Source organism: Bacteroides sp., assembly GCF_030151085.1.
GTDB lineage: Bacteria > Bacteroidota > Bacteroidia > Bacteroidales > Bacteroidaceae > Bacteroides.
The window spans coordinates 20,525-39,914 of record NZ_JASLER010000026.1 but is presented as its reverse complement, the minus strand read 5'-3'; the positions used below and the strand labels follow the sequence as shown (position 1 = coordinate 39,914).

Here is a 19,390-nt window from a genome sequence, read left to right as displayed (position 1 = left end):
GCAAAATTAGACATTTAATCTATATTTTAACTCAAAAAGGGGAAAAAAGGTGCAGGCTAGTTACGAAACATAATTTAATCAGAATATTGATACAGTTTTAAATCAAACTTTTGCACCATTACCAACAAATGGTCAAATATATCAGATTGAATGCGTTCGTACTCTTTCCAAACTTTATTACGTGAAAAGAAATAAACCTGAATAGGTACTCCATAGGTGGTGGGTTCAAGCTGACTGAGAATTAAATCCATATCCTGATTTACTACAGTAAGACTGCACAAATAGCGTTCAATATAGATGCGGTAAAGTTGTGCATTGGTAGGTACCTCGCCTTCAGCTGGCTGATAGTCAGCCATCAGAGGAACTTCTTTTCGAATAGTATCCAGCAAATCGGGCGTACAAAATTTCAGAGTGGTCATATCCAAATATATATTCTTCTTTACCCGGCGCCCTCCGCTTTCCTGCATACCACGCCAGTTTTGGAAGGAATTGTTCACCAGGTTATATGGTGGCACAGTAGAAATGGTTTCATCCCAATTTCTGATTTTTACCGTATTCAACGTGATTTCCTCTACAGTTCCATTAGCAGTATCATTAGGCAAGGAAATCCAGTCACCAATACGAAGCATGTCATTAGCTGACAATTGTACCCCTGCTACAAAACCCAAAATGCTATCTTTAAATATCAACATTAGGACGGCTGCCGAAGCACCTAAACCGGCAAACAAACTCATTGGAGACTTATTTATCAATACTGCTATAATAATAATGCTACCCACAAAGAAAAGAATAACTTGAAGTACCTGTACAAATCCTTTCATAGGACGGCTCTTCTGCTTATCCCTTGAATTGTATACATCCAGCATGACAAGCAGCAAGCCATTGATAGTTAACAGTACCGCTACAATAATATATACTACACATATTTTCTGAAAGATAGCCAGCATTTCTTTACCCTGTACAAATGCCAAAGGCAATAAGAAGTAAATCAAAATTCCAGGTAAAATATGTATTGAATGATGTACTACCCCACGTTTCATTAATAAGGTATTCCATGTGTGTGGTGATCGTTTCGTATAACGTCTCATACCACCAACAAATATTGCCTGACACAAATAGTCCAGCCCAATCGACAGTATAATCATTAATACTGCAATAATCGATTCATCAAACATATTTGCAAACTTCGGGTCAACTCCCCAATCAATGAGGATCTTATTCATCCAACTCCCTAAACTCATCTTTGTCTCATTTTGATATATTAAGTATAACAGTTTAAAGATAAAGAAGTTTGCAAACGTATAAAGTTGAAACAAAAAAATGGCTTCGGAGTTTTATTATTTTTCTCCGAAGCCATATATCAACATTATTATTATCTCCCCAACCAGACGAATAAGCCGGAGTACCGACATTGGCAGCAACAACTGTATTTAGATACTCTTCGGCCCGAGCAGAATTACCTAGACGATACTCACATTCAGATAACATCAGCATCACTTCCACATAGCTGAAACAGATATTTGAAACAGATTCAAAGCTTTGCGCAGCACGAGTCGTTTGAGGCTTAGGCTCGGGCATTCCATAAACCATATCATCCAATTTGTATCTGCCACTATTCACTATTTCAGTCAATAGATCTTTAGCCTTAGCATACTGATTCTGTTCCACATAGTTACGCGCTAAAAACAAAGAAGGCACATCACGGGAAGGGAAGAAATAATCATCAGCCGTTTTTAATGCAGATTTTTCGGCAGGCAGATATTCACGTAGCAACAACAAAGAAGGGGGTGAAATGCTCTAATAGTTCTTTTTTTGTCATGGCAGGTCTATTAATACCTTCTATACCTGAAGAGTATTCATCCACACACACAGTCTGTCCCCAAATATTAGCCATTTGATAGTACAACATAAAGCGTTGCATATCCAATAACGCTATTATAGCCGTACTATCTGTAGGTGTCAAATCTTCCTTCTGGGAAATCTGCACACCATACTTCATAAACAATGTCCGGTTCACCGCCGAATAACAAAGATTTCGTGCTTCGTTTACACGATTATTGTCTGCTGTCAACTCATGATTGATGAAAGCTCTCCATTCATTATATATTTGTTCCTGCTCGCCCTGGCGATTATACAGTTCCTCTTGAGTATAAATCTGCTTTAAAGCTTTATAAGACTGATCGAAAATGCCGGCAAATACCTGCTCCCCAAATTTTGCTAAACGCAAACGGACTACCTTCGTTGGATCTGGCTCCTGTTTGATAGTTAGCTTCGCTTCTTTGTTCTCATGCTCACCGTAGATAGTAACAGTAACAGCATCTCCTTGCTGTGCGCTTAATGCAGGATTCACCTTTATCTCCAAGTACTGCCCGTCAGCCGATAAACTGGCGTCGTAAGATATTCCTGATTTATTCTCATAATAAAAGAGAGGCGATTTAAATACCTCCTCAGGAGATATAGATTCCCCTGGGGATATATCCGCAAAATCAGATTCCGGTCCCAATACCTGCCATTGCTTCATTGCCACCGCAATATCGGCATCTACCTTTACCCGATACGCTCCGCCTTCTTTCGGAACATTCAATTCCGCTTTTTCCAACTTCACGGAGGTAGGTTTATCGGCTTGCCAGATTTTCAATGTATCGCATTCATTACCATTCTTACTTTTCACAAGTACCCTGCCACGACGAGGGGAGAAACTTTCATTCCGTACCGCCTTCAATGATATTATTCATAGTAAATTTTGTATTATAATCCTCCTCGTTCGCTTCATAGAGGAGCTTATCTGCGAACTTACGATATAAAACAGCCCGATTCAGCCTCAACCCTATACGACAAGTACGAGCTTTCATCCGATCATCCCGCATATATTTCACAAGCCTCTTGTAAAGAAGCGACGAAGAAGATTGATTCATAAATAGTGATAGTTAAAAGTAGAACTAATATCTATCGTGTTCCAGATCATCTCTGTCAGCATCTTCCATACTGTCATCGTACAGTTGCTTCTCGAAATAAAATTCGTCAAGGGTCATCCACTCGTCCAGTAAAGGTATATAGACATATTTCACTCTTTCATCGTCTTCGATACGATATTCTGTATCGGTATAGTACAATCCAGTTCTCATTCTTTTTGTTTTTTAATTAATACTGTGATAACAAAGCGCTTCATTTATCTGCTGCAAAACTAAGTACTTCCCAACAAAAAAAAGATGTCCGTAATGTCTATGTTTTTAACATAGACATTACGGACATTACAGACATTGTGGATATAAATAATCAGCTGACTTTATCGCATACCTTAAAGAGTTGTCTTTCTATTTCCTTTTTAAAATTATCATCAATAGCAGCAAACTGATTTTGCTTAAAGGTGCTACGGCAAATAAGTTCCGAAAAAGATGCCTTTTCATAAGCTTCTGCAAGTTCTTCTGATGATGGCAAATCTTCTTTTTCACGCTTCATCATTTTACATAATATCCAGAGTATTTGCGCTCGTTCTTTACTCAGCCTATAATCTTCAAATAGTTTTTGAAGTATTTTCTTTATATTTTCCCATCGTTCATTATTATCTTCTACATGAATCAATTCTTGAAAGGAACGACGGTTCTTTTTAGGACCAGATTTCTTCTTTTCTTGTTTTTTTTCGTCTCCTGCTTGCCCAGTTATTCCTCGCTCATCTTCAACCGCTTCCCCCGCATTTACATTTGTATTTTGCTCATTATGATAATGCTCATTTCCAACCTTAATATCCCAATTATATTCCAACAACTTCGCTATTTCAATTTTCGTTCGACCTTTACCAAGCGGACGTACTGACTGTATCAAATCTATAACCATAGCGGCATCCTGGGGCGATACACGATCCTTGAAGAGATCAATCCATACTTTATCATCATCTCTCAAAATCTGGTTAAAGGAATGATTGGGTCTCCCTTTTAACTCATAGTACACTTTCTTAAAAGCAAGCCACTCATCTATCTTTCGATCATTTTCCTCTGAATCAAAACATAGTGTAGATTCCAAGTCTTCCAAATCATATTCATATCCCTGCAAAAAACATTCGGACAATATTTTGTAATATCTTTCATCCTTAAGTAAAGGCAAAGAGGGTGTTTTAAGCCTTAGCCTTTCTATTACTCGTCTTATTATCTCATTAAAAACATCCTCAGGAACAAAAGATAATGTTCCTGTTTGTTTCTTCAAATTCTCCATGGTCAAAATTTCATTCTTCGCTCTATATTAAAGCTATTCTGCATGCAAAGATAATCATCTTGAGAAAGCTTGAAACCAAGTGGAAGATAAACTATTATTGCGATCCGATAAAACTTCCCTATAATCGAACCTATATTAAAATAATCGCCGAAACACTTGACATCGCCTTTGCAATGTTGTACCTTTGTAAGGTGAATTTATAGATACTTCAATTTAAAATTAGGATAAACGGAGAGGCATTGCTTCTCCGTTTCTTTTGTTCCCCCTCACGTCTTCTTGTTTGAAATGCCTCATGTTTGCTCCCCCAATGCTACACTTTAGCTCTCTAAACCTCAGGTTTAAGCAGGTGAAATGGCTGGCATTTGCCTTGAAAACCTCTGTGGTTTTGGCGAAAAGCCCCGGCATTTCAGACGTTGAGGTGTGGCAAAACGGATGGTCTGTTCAGGGCAAATAGATGATGCGTTTGAGGTAAACAGATGGTCTGTTTCGGGTAAACGCATGATGTGTTCCGATAACACAAACGAGAGGCTTTAGCCTTCCGTCCGTTAATCTTTCGTAAATCTGCTCTTGACAAGCAAAGGTTTGTATTACCGGACAAATACACATTCCTCTCTGTAATTTCTGACGCAAAGCTAAGGCTATAAGCGGAATAATCACTACCTTTGCACATTCAATCGAACCAACTTATTAACTCATGAGTAATCAACGATACATGATGCGAGGCGTCAGCGCATCAAAAGAAGATGTGCACAATGCCATCAAGAACATCGACAAAGGTGTATTTCCACAGGCTTTCTGCAAAATCATACCTGACATTTTGGGCGGTGACCCGGAGTATTGCAACATTATGCATGCCGATGGTGCCGGTACTAAATCCAGTCTGGCATATATGTACTGGAAAGAAACCGGAGACCTCGGTGTATGGAAAGGTATTGCACAAGATGCTTTGATAATGAATATCGACGACTTGCTCTGTGTAGGTGCGGTAGATAATATCCTCGTATCGAGCACTATCGGACGTAATAAGCTGCTGATTCCAGGTGAAGTGATCTCCGCCATTATCAATGGTACGGATGAGTTACTTGCCGAACTTCGTGAAATGGGTGTAGGTGTTTATGCCACTGGCGGTGAGACTGCCGACGTGGGTGACTTGGTACGTACCATTATCGTGGATTCTACCGTAACTTGCCGCATGAAACGCTCGGATGTTATCAATAATGCCAATATCCGTCCGGGAGACGTCATCGTAGGTCTTTCATCTTGTGGACAAGCTACATACGAGAAAGAATATAATGGTGGTATGGGCAGTAATGGTCTAACCTCGGCTCGTCACGATGTCTTCTCTAAATATCTGGCAGAGAAATATCCCGAAAGCTATGACAAGGCAGTACCCGAAGAACTGGTATACAGTGGCGCACTGAAATTAACTGATGCCGTAGAAGGCAGTCCGCTGGACGCAGGCAAATTGGTACTTTCAGCCACACGTACGTATGCACCGGTAGTAAAGAAACTGCTCGATGCACTTCGCCCTGAAATACATGGTATGGTTCACTGCTCGGGTGGTGCGCAAACCAAGATTCTGCACTTTGTGGGTAATGTACGCGTGGTGAAAGACAATCTTTTCCCTGTTCCTCCTTTGTTTAAGACCATCAAGGAGCAGAGCAATACAGATTGGAGCGAAATGTACAAGGTATTCAACATGGGACATCGTCTCGAAGTCTACCTTTCTCCCGAACATGCCGAAGAAGTTATTGCTATATCAAAGAGCTTCAACATTGACGCACAAATCGTGGGACGTATCGAAGAGAGCGATAAGAAAGAGTTGATTATCAAGAGTGAATTCGGAGAATTCAGATATTAAATATATGGCAGATAACAATACCATACTCGAAAAATTGGAAGGGCTCGTTGCCCGCTTTGAAGAAGTTTCAACGCTGATTACAGACCCGGCAGTGATTGCCGACCAGAAGCGCTACGTCAAGCTCACCAAGGAATACAAGGAACTGGGCGACTTAATGAATGCCCGCAAAGAGTACATACAAGTACTAGGCGGCATCGACGAAGCCAAAGAAATCATTGCCAACGAAACCGATCAGGAGATGCGCGACATGGCACGCGAAGAACTCGATATCTGCCAAACCCGCCAACCGGAATTGGAAGAACAAATTAAACTCCTTCTTGTCCCCGCCGATCCACAGGACAGCCGCAATGCTATCCTCGAAATCCGTGGTGGTACAGGTGGCGACGAAGCTGCCATCTTTGCCGGAGACCTCTTCCGGATGTACACCAAATATTGCGAAACTAAAGGTTGGAGAATGGAGATATCCAGTGCCAACGAAGGTAGTGCCGGCGGATTCAAAGAAATCGTTTGCAGCATAACGGGCGATGGCGTATATGGTACCATGAAATACGAATCGGGCGTTCACCGTGTGCAACGTGTCCCGGCTACCGAAACCCAAGGACGTGTACACACTTCTGCCGCTTCCGTAGCCGTACTGCCCGAAGCTGAGGAATTCGACGTAGTTATCAACGAGGGCGAAATAAAATGGGATACTTTCCGAAGCGGCGGTGCCGGTGGTCAGAACGTAAATAAGGTAGAATCCGGTGTACGTTTGCGCTATAACTGGAAGAATCCCAATACAGGCATAGTAGAAGAAATCCTGATAGAATGTACCGAGACCCGCGACCAACCCAAGAATAAAGAACGCGCCCTCTCCCGTCTGCGTACCTTCATCTACGACAAAGAACATCAGAAATACATCGACGATATTGCCTCCAAGCGTAAGACTATGGTCAGCACCGGTGACCGTTCAGCCAAGATCCGTACTTACAACTATCCGCAAGGACGTATCACTGACCACCGTATCAACTATACCATCTACAACCTCTCCGCCTTCATGGATGGAGATATACAAGATTGCATTGACCACCTGATTGTAGCCGAGAATGCGGAAAGATTGAAGGAAAGTGAATTGTAAATCGTAAATTGTAAATCGCTAAATCGTAAATAACAAGATGACAAAGCAAGAATTATTTGAAAATATTAAGCGCAAGAAATCATTCCTTTGCGTAGGTCTTGATACAGATATCAAGAAGATACCCGAACATTTACTGAAAGAAGAAGATCCTATCTTCGCTTTCAACAAAGCTATTATCGACGCAACGGCAGATCTCTGTATCGCTTACAAACCCAACCTCGCCTTCTATGAAAGTATGGGTGTAAAAGGTTGGATCTCATTTGAAAAGACTGTAAACTATATTAAGCAGAACTATCCCGACCAATTCATCATTGCTGATGCAAAACGCGGTGATATAGGAAATACTTCTGCCATGTATGCCCGTACTTTCTTCGAAGAGCTGAACATAGACTCCGTAACCGTAGCACCTTACATGGGCGAAGATAGCATAACTCCATTCCTCACCTACGAAGGCAAATGGGTTATTCTGCTTGCACTGACCAGCAATAAAGGTTCTCACGACTTCCAGTTGACTGAAGACACCAACGGCGAACGTCTTTTCGAGAAAGTGCTACGCAAATCTCAAGAATGGGCTAGCGACGAACAAATGATGTATGTAGTAGGTGCAACCCAAGGTCGTGCTTTCGAAGACATCCGTAAGATCGTGCCTGAACACTTCCTGCTTGTTCCCGGTGTAGGCGCACAAGGTGGTTCACTGGAAGAAGTATGCAAGTACGGCATGAACAAGACTTGTGGACTGATCGTAAACTCCAGCCGTGGCATTATCTACGTAGATAAAACAGAGAATTTTGCTGCCGCATCACGCAAAGCCGCACAGGAAGTGCAAGCGGAAATGGCGGAACAACTGAAAGCAATTTTATAATGTCTTACGAAAGAAAGATCATTAACGACCCGGTTTTCGGGTTCATCAATATACCAAAGGGGCTGCTGTACGACGTTGTACGGCATCCCCTTTTGCAACGTTTAAACCGTATCAAGCAACTAGGGTTATCATCCGTCGTGTATCCGGGAGCGCAACACACTCGTTTCCAGCATTCGCTAGGTGCATTCTACCTGATGACCGAAGCGATCCAACATCTCACTGCCAAAGGAAACTTCATCTTCGACAGTGAAGCCGAAGCGGTAGCGGCTGCCATTCTGATGCATGACATCGGTCACGGTCCCTTCTCGCACGTACTGGAAGATACGATTGTTTCGGGCGTTTCCCACGAAACTATCTCCTTAATGCTCATGGAACGTATCAATAAGGAGATGAACGGCCAACTGACACTTGCCATCCAAATCTTTAAAGACGAATATCCCAAGCGCTTCTTGCATCAGTTAGTAAGCGGACAGCTGGATATGGACCGTCTTGACTACCTACGCCGTGACAGCTTCTACACAGGAGTAAGCGAAGGAAATATTGGATCAGCCCGCATCATTAAGATGCTCGACGTAAAAGACGATCACTTGGTAGTTGAATCCAAAGGAATCTACTCCATTGAGAATTTCCTCACAGCCCGCCGGTTGATGTACTGGCAGGTTTATCTGCATAAGACATCGGTGGCGTATGAGAAAATGCTCATCAGTGCTTTGCTTCGTGCTAAAGAATTAGCTACACAAGGCATAGACCTGTTTGCTTCTCCCGCATTGAAGTTCTTTCTTTATAATAATATCAGTCCGGAGACATTTTACAATAACCCCGAGTGCCTGGAGAATTTCATCCAATTGGATGACAACGACATCTGGACTGCCCTGAAAGTATGGAGCAATCACTCGGACAAGGTGTTATCCACCTTAAGCACCGGCATGATAAACCGTAACCTCTTCAAAGTAGAGATATCGAACGAACCCTTCAGCCCGGAACGGAAGAAAGAACTTACTTTGCAGATCAGCGAACAACTCGACATTCCCCTCTCCGAAGCGAAATATTTCATTTCTACCCCCAGCATCGAGAAGAACATGTACGACGAGGCAGATGATAGTATCGATATCCTGTACAATGACGGAAGTATCAAGAATATTGCCGATGCATCGGATATGCTAAACATATCACTTCTGTCTAAGAAGGTAAAAAAATACTACCTATGCTACCAACGGCCTCATAGATAAGTATAAAATATTCATCTCAGAATAAGGATATATAAAAAAAAAGTCCGTTATTTGTGTTCTGAAACCATCTAACAAGAATAAGTTATGGAGTTCTCTGCTAAACAAATTGCAACATTTATCCAAGGAGAAATCGTTGGAGATGAGAATGCAACCGTTCATACCTTTGCCAAAATTGAAGAAGGAATGCCGGGAGCAATCTCCTTTTTATCTAATCCCAAATACACCCCCTACATATACGAAACCCAATCAAGCATTGTATTGGTAAACAAGGATTTTGTTCCGGAACATGAAGTAAAAGCTACTTTGATAAAAGTGGACAATGCTTATGAAAGTCTAGCTAAATTGCTAAATCTTTATGAGCAAAGTAAGCCCAAACGTGTAGGAATTAGTCCATTGGCATTTATTGCTGAGACTGCGAAAATCGGCAAGGATGTTTACATAGCACCCTTTGCTTGCATTGGTGACCACGCTGAAGTTGGCGACAACACAGTGATTCATCCGCACGTTACTATCGGTAGCGGTGCCAAAATAGGTAGTGATTGCATTCTTTATGCCAGTTGTACCGTTTATTATGACTGCCGGGTAGGTAATCGTTGTATTCTGCATTCCGGTTCGGTCATTGGTGCAGATGGCTTCGGCTTCGCTCCTACTCCCGCCGGATACGAAAAGATTCCTCAAATTGGTATCGCTATACTGGAAGACGATGTAGAAATCGGTGCAAATACCTGTGTGGATCGCGCCACTATGGGTGCAACCATTATACGTAAAGGAGTTAAGTTGGATAACTTAGTTCAGATTGCTCACAACGATGAAATTGGTGCAAATACAGTTATGGCGGCACAAGCCGGCGTTGCCGGATCTACCAAAGTAGGTGAATGGTGTATGATTGGCGGACAAGTAGGTTTAGCAGGACATGCCCACATTGGCAATAAAGTAGGTATAGCCGCCCAAAGTGGAGTACCCGGAAATGTAAAAGAAGGTAGCCAAATTATGGGTTCACCTGCATACGATGCCAAACAATATTTCAAAGCATCCGTTATCTACAAAAGATTGCCCGATATGTACACAGAGCTCAATGCACTTCGCAAAGAATTGAATGAACTAAAACAACAAATAAATAAGTAACCAATGTTGAAACAAAAAACACTGAAAGATAGCTTTTCACTCAGTGGGAAAGGTCTTCACACGGGACTTGACCTAACCGTAACTTTCAATCCGGCTCCGGATAATCACGGATACAAAATCCAACGCATTGACATAGAGGGACACCCCACCATCGATGCCGTTGCCGATAATGTTGCCGAAACTACCCGTGGCACCGTACTCTCCAAAAACGGAGTAAAAGTAAGTACTATTGAACACGGCATGGCAGCACTCTACGCATTGGGTATAGACAACTGTCTGATACAAGTAAATGGTCCGGAATTCCCTATTCTGGACGGAAGCGCCCAATTTTATGTCAACGAAATAGAACGGGTTGGTACTGTAGAGCAGAATGCCGTTAAAGACTTTTATATCATCAAGTCAAAAATAGAGTTTCGTGACGAAACCACCGGTTCTTCTATCATCGTACTACCGGATGAGAATTTCAGCCTCAACGTATTGGTATCATACGATTCCAGCATTATCCCCAACCAATTTGCAACGTTGGAGGATATGACTAAATTCAAGGAAGAAATAGCCTCAAGCCGTACATTCGTATTTGTACGTGAAATAGAACCGCTGCTACAAGCCGGCCTTATCAAAGGCGGTGACTTGGACAACGCTATCGTAATCTACGAACGCGAGATGTCTCAGGAAAACTATGACAAGCTTGCCGATGTGATGGGTGTTCCACACATGGATGCCAAGCAGCTGGGATATATCAACCACAAGCCGCTGGTATCACCTAATGAATGTGCCCGCCACAAACTTCTCGATGTTATCGGTGACCTTGCTTTGATTGGTAAACCTATCAAAGGTCGTATCATCGCTACTCGTCCGGGACATACCATCAATAATAAGTTTGCCCGTCAGATGCGCAAAGAAATTCGCCTGCACGAGATTCAAGCTCCGACTTACGATTGGAACCGCGAACCAGTAATGGACGTAAACCGCATCCGCGAACTTCTGCCTCACCGTTATCCGTTCCAATTGGTTGATAAAGTAATTGAAATCGGTGCCAATTATATTGTAGGTGTAAAGAATATAACTGCCAACGAACCTTTCTTCCAAGGTCACTTCCCGCAAGAACCCGTTATGCCGGGAGTATTGCAGGTAGAAGCTATGGCACAGACTGGTGGTTTGTTAGTGCTGAACTCTGTGGATGATCCCGAACGTTACTCTACCTATTTCATGAAGATAGACGGCGTGAAATTCCGTCAGAAAGTAGTACCGGGCGATACGCTTGTTTTCCGGGTAGAGTTGCTTGCTCCTATCCGTCGAGGAATTTCTACCATGAAAGGCTATGCATTTGTAGGTGAAAAGGTAGTCTGCGAAGCAGAATTTATGGCACAAATAGTTAAGAACAAATAAATTAATTATGATAAGTCCCTTAGCGTATATTCATCCCGATGCAAAAATCGGAGAAAACGTAGAGATTGCTCCTTTTGTATTCATTGACAAGAATGTGGTAATCGGCAATAATAACAAGATTATGGCGAATGCCAATATTCTATACGGCGCCCGCATTGGCAATGGAAACACTATTTTCCCGGGAGCTGTTATCGGTGCCATTCCTCAAGATTTGAAATTCAGAGGTGAAGAATCAACTGCTGAAGTTGGTGATAATAACATTATTCGTGAGAACGTAACTATCAACCGTGGTACGGCTGCCAAGGGTAAAACGATTGTTGGTAACAACAACCTGCTTATGGAAAGCGTACACGTAGCCCATGATGCTATCATAGGTAATGGTTGTATCATTGGCAACTCTACCAAGATGGCAGGTGAAATAGTAATTGACGATTATGCTATTATAAGTGGTGCGGTATTGATGCACCAATTCTGTAGAGTTGGAGGTTACGGAATGATACAAGGTGGATGTCGTTTCAGTAAAGATATTCCCCCGTACATCATCGCAGGACGTGAACCTATCTGTTATGCAGGTATCAATATTGTAGGATTGCGTCGTCGTGGTTTCTCTAACGAAACTATTGAAAACATCCATAATGCATACCGCATTATCTATCAAAGCGGATTGAACAATACTGATGCTTTGAAAAAGATTGAGGATGAAATAGAAATGGCACCAGAAATAAGCTATATTGTAAACTTTATACGTGAATCAGCCCGAGGCATTATCCCCGCAGGCAAATAAAAACTATCAGCATTATGATATACAGATTTACAATCATCTCAGACGAGGTGGACGACTTTGTAAGAGAAATACAGATAGATCCGGAAGCTACTTTCTTCGACTTCCACGAAGCAATCCTTAAGTCAGTAGGCTTTACTGACGATCAAATGACTTCTTTCTTCATTTGCGACGACGATTGGGAGAAAGAAAAGGAAATTACTCTGGAAGAGATGGATGATAATCCTGAAATGGATAGCTGGGTAATGAAAGAAACTCCGATCAGCGAACTTATTGAAGACGAAAAGCAGAAGCTGCTTTATGTTTTCGACTATATGACAGAACGCTGCTTCTTCCTTGAGTTATCCGAAATCATTACCGGAAAAGAAATCAAAGGTGCCAAATGTACCAAGAAAGAAGGCGATGCTCCCAAACAGATCATAGACTTCGAAGAAATGGCAGCAGCCGGCGGTGGACTGGATTTGGATGAGAACTTCTATGGCGACCAGGACTTCGATATGGAAGACTTTGATAAAGAAGGATTCGGCGGATTGGATGACGGTGCCAGCAGTGCTACATTCGAAGAAGAGAAATTCTAATTAGTTGAGAGTTGAGAGTTGAAAGTTGAAAGTTACTATGCAGCATGATAGCGCAGCTTAACTTTCAACTTTCAACTCTCAACTTTCAACTCTTTCAACTATGCATACACTCATTGTACTTATCGGCCCTACCGGAGTAGGCAAAACAGAGTTAAGCCTTCGATTAGCAGAACAATTCCACACTTGCATTGTCTCGGCTGACTCCAGGCAGTTGTATGCAGACTTGAAGATAGGTACAGCTGCTCCCACACCCGAACAACTTCAAAGAGTGGAACATCACTTCGTGGGTACTCTTAAACTAACCGATTACTACAGCGCAGCTCAATATGAAGCTGAAGCCCTGAAACTTCTCGAAACTTTATTTACCAAACATGACACCGTAGTGCTGACTGGTGGTTCTATGATGTATGTAGATGCCATTTGTAAAGGCATTGATGATATTCCTACCATAGATGCCGAAACCCGCCAACTCATGCTGGATAAATATGAAACTGAAGGATTGGAAAGGTTGTGTGCAGAACTGAAACTACTGGATCCTGAATATTATAAGATTGTAGATTTAAAGAACCACAAACGCGTAGTACATGCACTGGAAATATGCTACATGACCGGCAAAACCTATACATCTTTCCGTACCCGGCAAACTAAAGAACGCCCTTTCCGTATCATCAAAATAGGACTGACGCGCGGCCGTGAAGAGTTATACAACCGAATCAATCTCCGGGTAGACCAAATGATAGAAGATGGATTGGTAGAAGAAGCCCGCCAAGTGTATTCATACAAAACCCTTAACTCTCTCAATACTGTAGGTTATAAAGAGATATTCAAATACCTTGATGGAGAATGGGAGCTCCCATTTGCCATTGACAAGATTAAGCAGAACTCGCGCATCTACTCGCGTAAGCAGATGACTTGGTTCAAGCGCGACGAAGAAATCCATTGGTTTCACCCGGAACAAGAAACGGAGATACTTGAGTACCTCCGTTCGATGATGTAATTCAATACCTTCCCTTTATAGTTCAAACATATCCATATATTTGGTTTCAATAAAGGAATCAAGCTCGTTATAGAGCGACTGCATTGCTTTTATATCGATACTTCCTTTTTTATGCCATTCCTTAAGAACGGGTTGCGTCCGTTTGAACACTTCCTCCTCAACTGGAGCAAGTAGTTGCATATAACCGTTCTTCTCCGTATTATATAGCTTTTCCCAATTCATATAACGGCTGCTGCCCATACCTTGTGTATACGAGTATACATCGCCGGCTAATATCACAGACCAGTTGCCAAGCGGCGACACTTTCTTTACGTTATCACGAGCCATGAGCCTGGGCAGTGCTTTGTCAGCTCCCTTTAACCATACAGGCATAGCTACACCAGTAGGAGGATAACCAAGTATCGTCCACATGGTAGTCAATTCGGGATTCTCACCAGACTTCACACCTTGTACCACTACTGAACTTGCCGTACTACTACGAGCAATGAAATCCTGATCTACAAACCACCCGTTGGTCTTGGGACGATTGAAATCACCCGTTTTCAAGTCTATTCCCATCATAGGATTGGCAAAGGAACGGGAAAGTTCATTGAATATCCACTGGGGAGTAATTTGTCCGGTAGCAGAGGCTGGCAACAGAAGTTTATCTTCTTGCATAAAGCGGACATAACCTGCTCCGTCATTCACTTTCCCGGAGAAGGAAAAGTTGGTACGGGCAATATAACCGCAAGGAGCATCTTTAGGATTATTCGCATCGTACATTACATACTTATAATAATCTACCTCAAACATAGCGGCACCACCTTTTGCATCAATGACACCAAAATTGGCTTCGATTAAACTTGGTTTGGTGATGGTATCAAGGAAATGACAGAAGTCTTCCACCGTTGCGCAAACTTCCAATGCACGGCGCATGACACGACCGTTTGCCTCTCCCCGCTCTTCATCGGGCTTTACTTCCACCAGATTGTAGGATTGAGTATTCATTAAAGAGAAGCCTGTAGAATTCGTACCTATCCATACATCCGTCGGATTGTCTTCGACGCTATTAACAATGGCTATAAACGGATAGCGACCGCCGGAGAAATACTTCACACTGTTTTGAGGGAAATCCGTATCACGGTTCTTCCACAACAAGGGACGGCCATCAGGAGTAATTTTACCGGATATAACGGCAGAAGTACATGCCAGAAGTGACTCAGAGAAAGATAGCAGTACTGAGATTATCCCCAGTATCAAAGAAATACGCTTCATCATAATATTCCGTTTACATAAAGTTATATCACAAAGATAGAGTATTTTCTCCTGAAATTGCTAATTATTATTATTATTCCTCTTTCAAAACAACAGTCATTTGAGAAGATACTTTCACTCTTGCAGGTTTCATATTAATGTACGAAACCAACAATACGACATCTTTATTGGGGACGGACAAAACAAAGTTTCCATTCGAATCAGATAAAGTTCCTGTAGTGGTTCCTTCTATCAAGACGGAAGCATTGATGAGTGGTTCGCCTTGTTCATCCTTCACAGAACCTTCCACTTTCATATTACCTTGGGAAACGGTTTTCTCCTGTCCTTTAGCATTCTTCTTGGTGACAATATACATTTCACCCTTTCCATCCGTAGTTTTATTTACGGAGATACTCTCTATCTGGTCAGCGGGTACAATATCTTCGACTTGCTTTCCTTCCATGTTTACCAATTCACCATCGACATACAAGTTCAGATCTTTAACATCGACCTTTCTGTTACTCACATGAACACCGCTTACACCGGGAATATCCGTTGTCTTTTTAATAGCTTTCACACCAGTAACCGTAATAGTAGATGATTTTCCTTCCTTCAAAGTAATCAGAATAACTCCGTTCTTGCCTTTCTCGCCAAATCGACTTACTGCACTTTCATCTTTCAGTACATCGATACTCTCTATACTTTCCGGATTCAGAGCACGCATTATTTCAGCGTCAGTTTCTTTTCCATTAATAATATACAGAGGCTCCTCATGGCGGGAACTGGAAACCTGAACAACCGTGCTAGATACCTTACCCGTCTTTGTGGTATCTTCTGGCAATGCCTTTACTGCGGGGGCTTCGAGTACATTGCCCATACTTTCTGCCATTTTTGTTTCTACAATTGCCGCTAAATCATTAACTTTGACGGCAGAAATCTCTTGCGCTGTGTTAGAGACTTCGGGACGGGCAAAAGCGGTTACTGCAATAGCTGCCAACGGAAGTACATAAAGATACTTCATACGTGCCCACGGACTTGATTTTTCTTTTAACATCATAGTGATACGTTTTTTAAGTTTACTGTGATTAAAGCTGTTGGCCATAGAGTAGAGCCTTGTGCCAACGGCTTTTTTTATTAATAATAGTTGATATTGTTTCGCATCTACGCCTTCTTTGATTACAGTTTCATCCGCTTCGTACTCATGGATATTCTGCAATTCCTGTTTCAAAAGCCATGAAGCCGGATTGAACCATTGGAAGAAGATACAAATATCCGCTACCAGTAAATCCAGAGAATGGCGATTATGAATATGGGCTAGTTCGTGAATAAGGATCTCCCTTCCGTTCTCATCCAAGTCTTTCTGAGAAATAACGATGTATCTTATCCAACTGAAAGGAGCGATTTCCTTGTTATGTACAATCAGTGACACTCCTTTCTTATCTGACACATAATTGCTCAAGTTCTCTCTTCTACCCGATTTAAGCAACACTAGCAATCGCAACAAAGAGTATATATTACGGAATGCAAAGAATAGTATTCCCGCTAGATAAAGCAATACTGCAACCTGTATCCAAGTTACAGTAGCCTCTTGTGTCTGTATTTCCGCAGAGTTCATAGCTTCAGCTAATAACAACCATTGCTCCAACGATATCATTGTCTGATGCACACCCGTCTCTTGCTGTACACTGACTTCTATCAGAGGCAACAAGCACGATAGCAGCAGAATGCCCAATAAAGCGAACCGGTTAAAGCGATGGAACGTTTCACGGCTCAGCAACAAGCGATAGAACAAATAAAATGCCGCCAGACAAACGGATGACTTAAGAATATATACGAAGAATAAGCCCATAGTGCAATCAGGTATTATGAATTATAAATGACTTTCATTCTTTTCCTTTCTCAACTTCTTGTATCAGCTGTTTCAGTTCTTCTAATGATATATCTTCTTCCTTCACTAACGACGACACCGCACTGAGGTATGAATTATTGAAGTATTTGCTAATAACATTCTTCAATGTCCGCTTACGGAAATCTTCCTCGCTCACCACGGCATAATACTGGTAGGTATTTCCATAAGTGTGATGGTTCAGGAATCCTTTGTCTTCGAGTCCTCTTACGATAGTAGACAAAGTATTAAAATGTGGCTTCGGTTCATCATAAAACGCCAGCATTTCCTTCACAAACAAAGGTCCTTTTTCCCAAAAAAAGCCCATAAGTTCTTCTTCTTTTGCTGTCAATCCTTTCATAGTTTCTAATTGTTTCCTGCAAATAACTAGATTATTTAGTTCATAAACTAATTTATTACGTTAAACAAAACTAAAGGCTATAGTTTATCCTGTTCTAAATAGAGAATAACGAATCAAAATACCTACAAATAGCGATTGCAGTTCTCAAAGAAAAGCCGTTACTTTGCGCATGAATAAAAGGAACTAAAACAATAATCAGCAATGAATGAGCAACATAAGTACAGATCCACAGATAAAATGAGCGATCTCATCTGTGATAACTACTCCTTATTAATGGTGATGAGCCGTTTTGGACTATCGCTGGGATTCGGAGACAAGAGTGTAAAAGACGTTTGCCAAAGTCAAGGAGTTGATTATCCTACCTTTCTAGCTGTAGCCAATTTCATCAGTGAAGAGCAGTATTCGTATAGTGGAAATGAAAACAATTTCTCCATTCCCGCCCTCATGGATTACTTAAAACGTGCTCACGCATACTTCCTCGACTTCAACCTGCCGGGCATCCGCCGCAAACTTATTGAAGCCATAGATTGCTCGGAAAGTGATGACGTAGCATTCCTCATTCTGAAGTTCTTCGACGAATACGCCAAAGAAGTACGCCGCCACATGGAGTATGAGAACCAAGCCGTATTTACGTATGTAGAGCAGCTTCTGCAAGGCAAACTTTCTGACGAATATGATATTGCAACCTTTGCCAGCAAGCACAACCAAATAGAGACAAAGTTGAAGGAACTGAAAAACATCATTATAAAATACTACCCGGAAAAGGAGAACAATAATCTCCTTAATGCCGTTTTATTCGACATATTCAATTGTGAGCAAGACCTTGCTACCCACTGCCAGGTAGAAGATTATATGTTTGTTCCCGCCGTAGCACAAATAGAAAGGAAACTGAAAAAATGAACAATAATGCTTCACTGAAGATTGTCATTGCAGAGACTTCGGTCATCGTCCGCAGTGGACTTACGGCTGTATTAAAACGCATCCCTAGTTTGAATGCGCATCCTATCGAGGTTTCGTCACCTGAATCATTGCAAAACTACATTCACCTGCATCCTACAGATATCGTTATTATCAATCCCACATTCGGCGGATGGTTCGATTTAGCAGCTTTCAAAGCAGAACATGGAAAAGCCGGTATCAAATATATCGCTATAGTATGTTCCGTCATCGACAACAATGTACTGAAAGAATATGATGAAAACTTCGCAATTTGTGACGATATTGATGTCATAGCCAACAAAATAAACCATTTGTTGCATACCGAAGAAGAAGAGGAGAAAGACAATGAACAAGAGTCCCTCAGCCAACGCGAAAAGGAAATTATTACTTGCGTAGTGAAAGGCATGACCAACAAAGCCATAGCAGATAAATTATTCCTATCTATTCATACCGTCATTACGCATCGCCGCAACATCGCCCGCAAACTACAGATACACTCTCCGGCAGGGCTTACCATCTACGCCATTGTTAATAAGCTGGTAGAACTTAGTGATATAAAAGACTCTCTATAACTTCTTAGTATTAGTTTCCACAGGAGAAACTTTCGTTTCCCTTAGGGGAGACGCGTGTCCCCACTAGGGGATACGAGCGTTTCCACAAGAGGATACGGCCGTTCCCATATGTGGATACAGGCGTATCCATTAGGAGATACTGGCGTTTCCGCTTGCGGATACGAGCGTGTCCTACCCATGTATCACGATAAGACATTAGTTATCAATTAATTAAAAACCAGACTTTAATACTAAAATAAAGGGATATCAGGG

At 41.8% G+C, this 19,390-nt stretch carries 20 protein-coding genes; 11 read left to right on the top strand and 9 right to left on the bottom strand.

All coding sequences use genetic code 11. The features are described from left to right. Positions 1–74: 74 nt before the first annotated feature. The 6 genes from Q1W14_RS04845 to Q1W14_RS04820 all read right to left on the bottom strand — a co-directional run bounded on the left by Q1W14_RS04845 (position 75) and on the right by Q1W14_RS04820 (position 4,209). On the bottom strand, positions 75–1,241 hold the full coding sequence (locus Q1W14_RS04845; protein ID WP_300699662.1) for a mechanosensitive ion channel domain-containing protein: 1,167 nt from the start codon (positions 1,239–1,241) through the stop codon (positions 75–77). A 34-nt stretch (positions 1,242–1,275) separates the two neighbouring features. Then, positions 1,276–1,779 (bottom strand): tetratricopeptide repeat protein, encoded by a 504-nt coding sequence (locus tag Q1W14_RS04840; protein ID WP_300699661.1) that lies wholly within the window; start codon positions 1,777–1,779, stop codon positions 1,276–1,278. Continuing rightward, positions 1,763–2,671 (bottom strand): hypothetical protein, encoded by a 909-nt coding sequence (locus Q1W14_RS04835; protein WP_300699660.1) that lies wholly within the window; start codon positions 2,669–2,671, stop codon positions 1,763–1,765. Before Q1W14_RS04835 ends, Q1W14_RS04840 begins: the two co-directional genes overlap by 17 nt. 31 nt (positions 2,672–2,702) lie before the next feature. Beyond that, positions 2,703–2,915: a hypothetical protein gene (locus Q1W14_RS04830; RefSeq protein ID WP_300699659.1), complete on the bottom strand. Its 213-nt coding sequence runs from the start codon at positions 2,913–2,915 to the stop codon at positions 2,703–2,705. Positions 2,916–2,939: 24 nt separating this feature from the next. Beyond that, positions 2,940–3,125 carry a hypothetical protein gene (locus Q1W14_RS04825; protein ID WP_300699658.1) on the bottom strand — a complete coding sequence of 62 codons (186 nt, stop codon included), beginning with the start codon at positions 3,123–3,125 and terminating at the stop codon, positions 2,940–2,942. 151 nt (positions 3,126–3,276) lie between these two features. Next, a complete protein-coding gene (locus Q1W14_RS04820; RefSeq protein ID WP_300699657.1) occupies positions 3,277–4,209 on the bottom strand; it encodes a hypothetical protein in 933 nt (310 codons plus the stop codon). Positions 4,210–4,903: 694 nt separating this feature from the next. Here Q1W14_RS04820 and Q1W14_RS04815 point away from each other — a divergent pair. The 9 genes from Q1W14_RS04815 (at position 4,904) to miaA (ending at position 14,148) form a co-directional block, all read left to right on the top strand. Further along, positions 4,904–6,070, top strand: coding sequence for an AIR synthase-related protein (locus tag Q1W14_RS04815; RefSeq protein WP_300699656.1), 1,167 nt, complete (start codon positions 4,904–4,906; stop codon positions 6,068–6,070). Between the two features lie 4 nt (positions 6,071–6,074). After that, positions 6,075–7,187: a peptide chain release factor 1 gene (prfA, locus tag Q1W14_RS04810; protein WP_300699655.1), complete on the top strand. Its 1,113-nt coding sequence runs from the start codon at positions 6,075–6,077 to the stop codon at positions 7,185–7,187. Positions 7,188–7,224: 37 nt separating this feature from the next. Next, positions 7,225–8,049, top strand: a complete 825-nt coding sequence (pyrF, locus tag Q1W14_RS04805; RefSeq protein WP_300699654.1) for an orotidine-5'-phosphate decarboxylase — start codon at positions 7,225–7,227, stop codon at positions 8,047–8,049. Continuing rightward, positions 8,049–9,278, top strand: coding sequence for an HD domain-containing protein (locus tag Q1W14_RS04800; protein ID WP_300699653.1), 1,230 nt, complete (start codon positions 8,049–8,051; stop codon positions 9,276–9,278). The genes pyrF and Q1W14_RS04800 overlap by 1 nt, the downstream gene beginning before the upstream one ends. A gap of 84 nt (positions 9,279–9,362) precedes the next feature. Further along, entirely contained in the window at positions 9,363–10,403 is a 1,041-nt protein-coding gene (lpxD, locus tag Q1W14_RS04795) for a UDP-3-O-(3-hydroxymyristoyl)glucosamine N-acyltransferase (protein WP_300699652.1), read from the top strand. Between the two features lie 3 nt (positions 10,404–10,406). Further along, positions 10,407–11,792 carry a bifunctional UDP-3-O-[3-hydroxymyristoyl] N-acetylglucosamine deacetylase/3-hydroxyacyl-ACP dehydratase gene (locus Q1W14_RS04790; protein WP_300699651.1) on the top strand — a complete coding sequence of 462 codons (1,386 nt, stop codon included), beginning with the start codon at positions 10,407–10,409 and terminating at the stop codon, positions 11,790–11,792. 7 nt (positions 11,793–11,799) lie between these two features. Next, the gene (gene lpxA, locus Q1W14_RS04785) at positions 11,800–12,576 is read left to right on the top strand and encodes an acyl-ACP--UDP-N-acetylglucosamine O-acyltransferase (protein ID WP_300699650.1); all 777 of its coding nucleotides are present in this window, start codon (positions 11,800–11,802) and stop codon (positions 12,574–12,576) included. 14 nt (positions 12,577–12,590) lie between these two features. Next, a complete protein-coding gene (locus tag Q1W14_RS04780; RefSeq protein ID WP_300699649.1) occupies positions 12,591–13,151 on the top strand; it encodes a hypothetical protein in 561 nt (186 codons plus the stop codon). 100 nt (positions 13,152–13,251) lie between these two features. Continuing rightward, positions 13,252–14,148 carry a tRNA (adenosine(37)-N6)-dimethylallyltransferase MiaA gene (gene miaA / locus Q1W14_RS04775; protein WP_300699648.1) on the top strand — a complete coding sequence of 299 codons (897 nt, stop codon included), beginning with the start codon at positions 13,252–13,254 and terminating at the stop codon, positions 14,146–14,148. Positions 14,149–14,163: 15 nt separating this feature from the next. On the opposite strand, the gene Q1W14_RS04770 is transcribed toward miaA, so the two are convergent. The 3 genes from Q1W14_RS04770 to Q1W14_RS04760 form a co-directional block, all read right to left on the bottom strand. Continuing rightward, on the bottom strand, positions 14,164–15,405 hold the full coding sequence (locus Q1W14_RS04770; protein ID WP_300699647.1) for a hypothetical protein: 1,242 nt from the start codon (positions 15,403–15,405) through the stop codon (positions 14,164–14,166). A gap of 70 nt (positions 15,406–15,475) precedes the next feature. Then, entirely contained in the window at positions 15,476–17,230 is a 1,755-nt protein-coding gene (locus Q1W14_RS04765; protein WP_300699646.1) for a carboxypeptidase-like regulatory domain-containing protein, read from the bottom strand. 34 nt (positions 17,231–17,264) lie between these two features. Then, the gene (locus Q1W14_RS04760; protein WP_300699645.1) at positions 17,265–17,627 is read right to left on the bottom strand and encodes a BlaI/MecI/CopY family transcriptional regulator; all 363 of its coding nucleotides are present in this window, start codon (positions 17,625–17,627) and stop codon (positions 17,265–17,267) included. Between the two features lie 201 nt (positions 17,628–17,828). Here Q1W14_RS04760 and Q1W14_RS04755 point away from each other — a divergent pair, with 201 nt between their 5' ends. Continuing rightward, the gene (locus tag Q1W14_RS04755) at positions 17,829–18,527 is read left to right on the top strand and encodes a hemerythrin domain-containing protein (RefSeq protein WP_300699644.1); all 699 of its coding nucleotides are present in this window, start codon (positions 17,829–17,831) and stop codon (positions 18,525–18,527) included. Then, entirely contained in the window at positions 18,524–19,138 is a 615-nt protein-coding gene (locus Q1W14_RS04750; RefSeq protein WP_300699643.1) for a response regulator transcription factor, read from the top strand. The genes Q1W14_RS04755 and Q1W14_RS04750 overlap by 4 nt, the downstream gene beginning before the upstream one ends. Positions 19,139–19,390 lie beyond the last annotated feature (252 nt).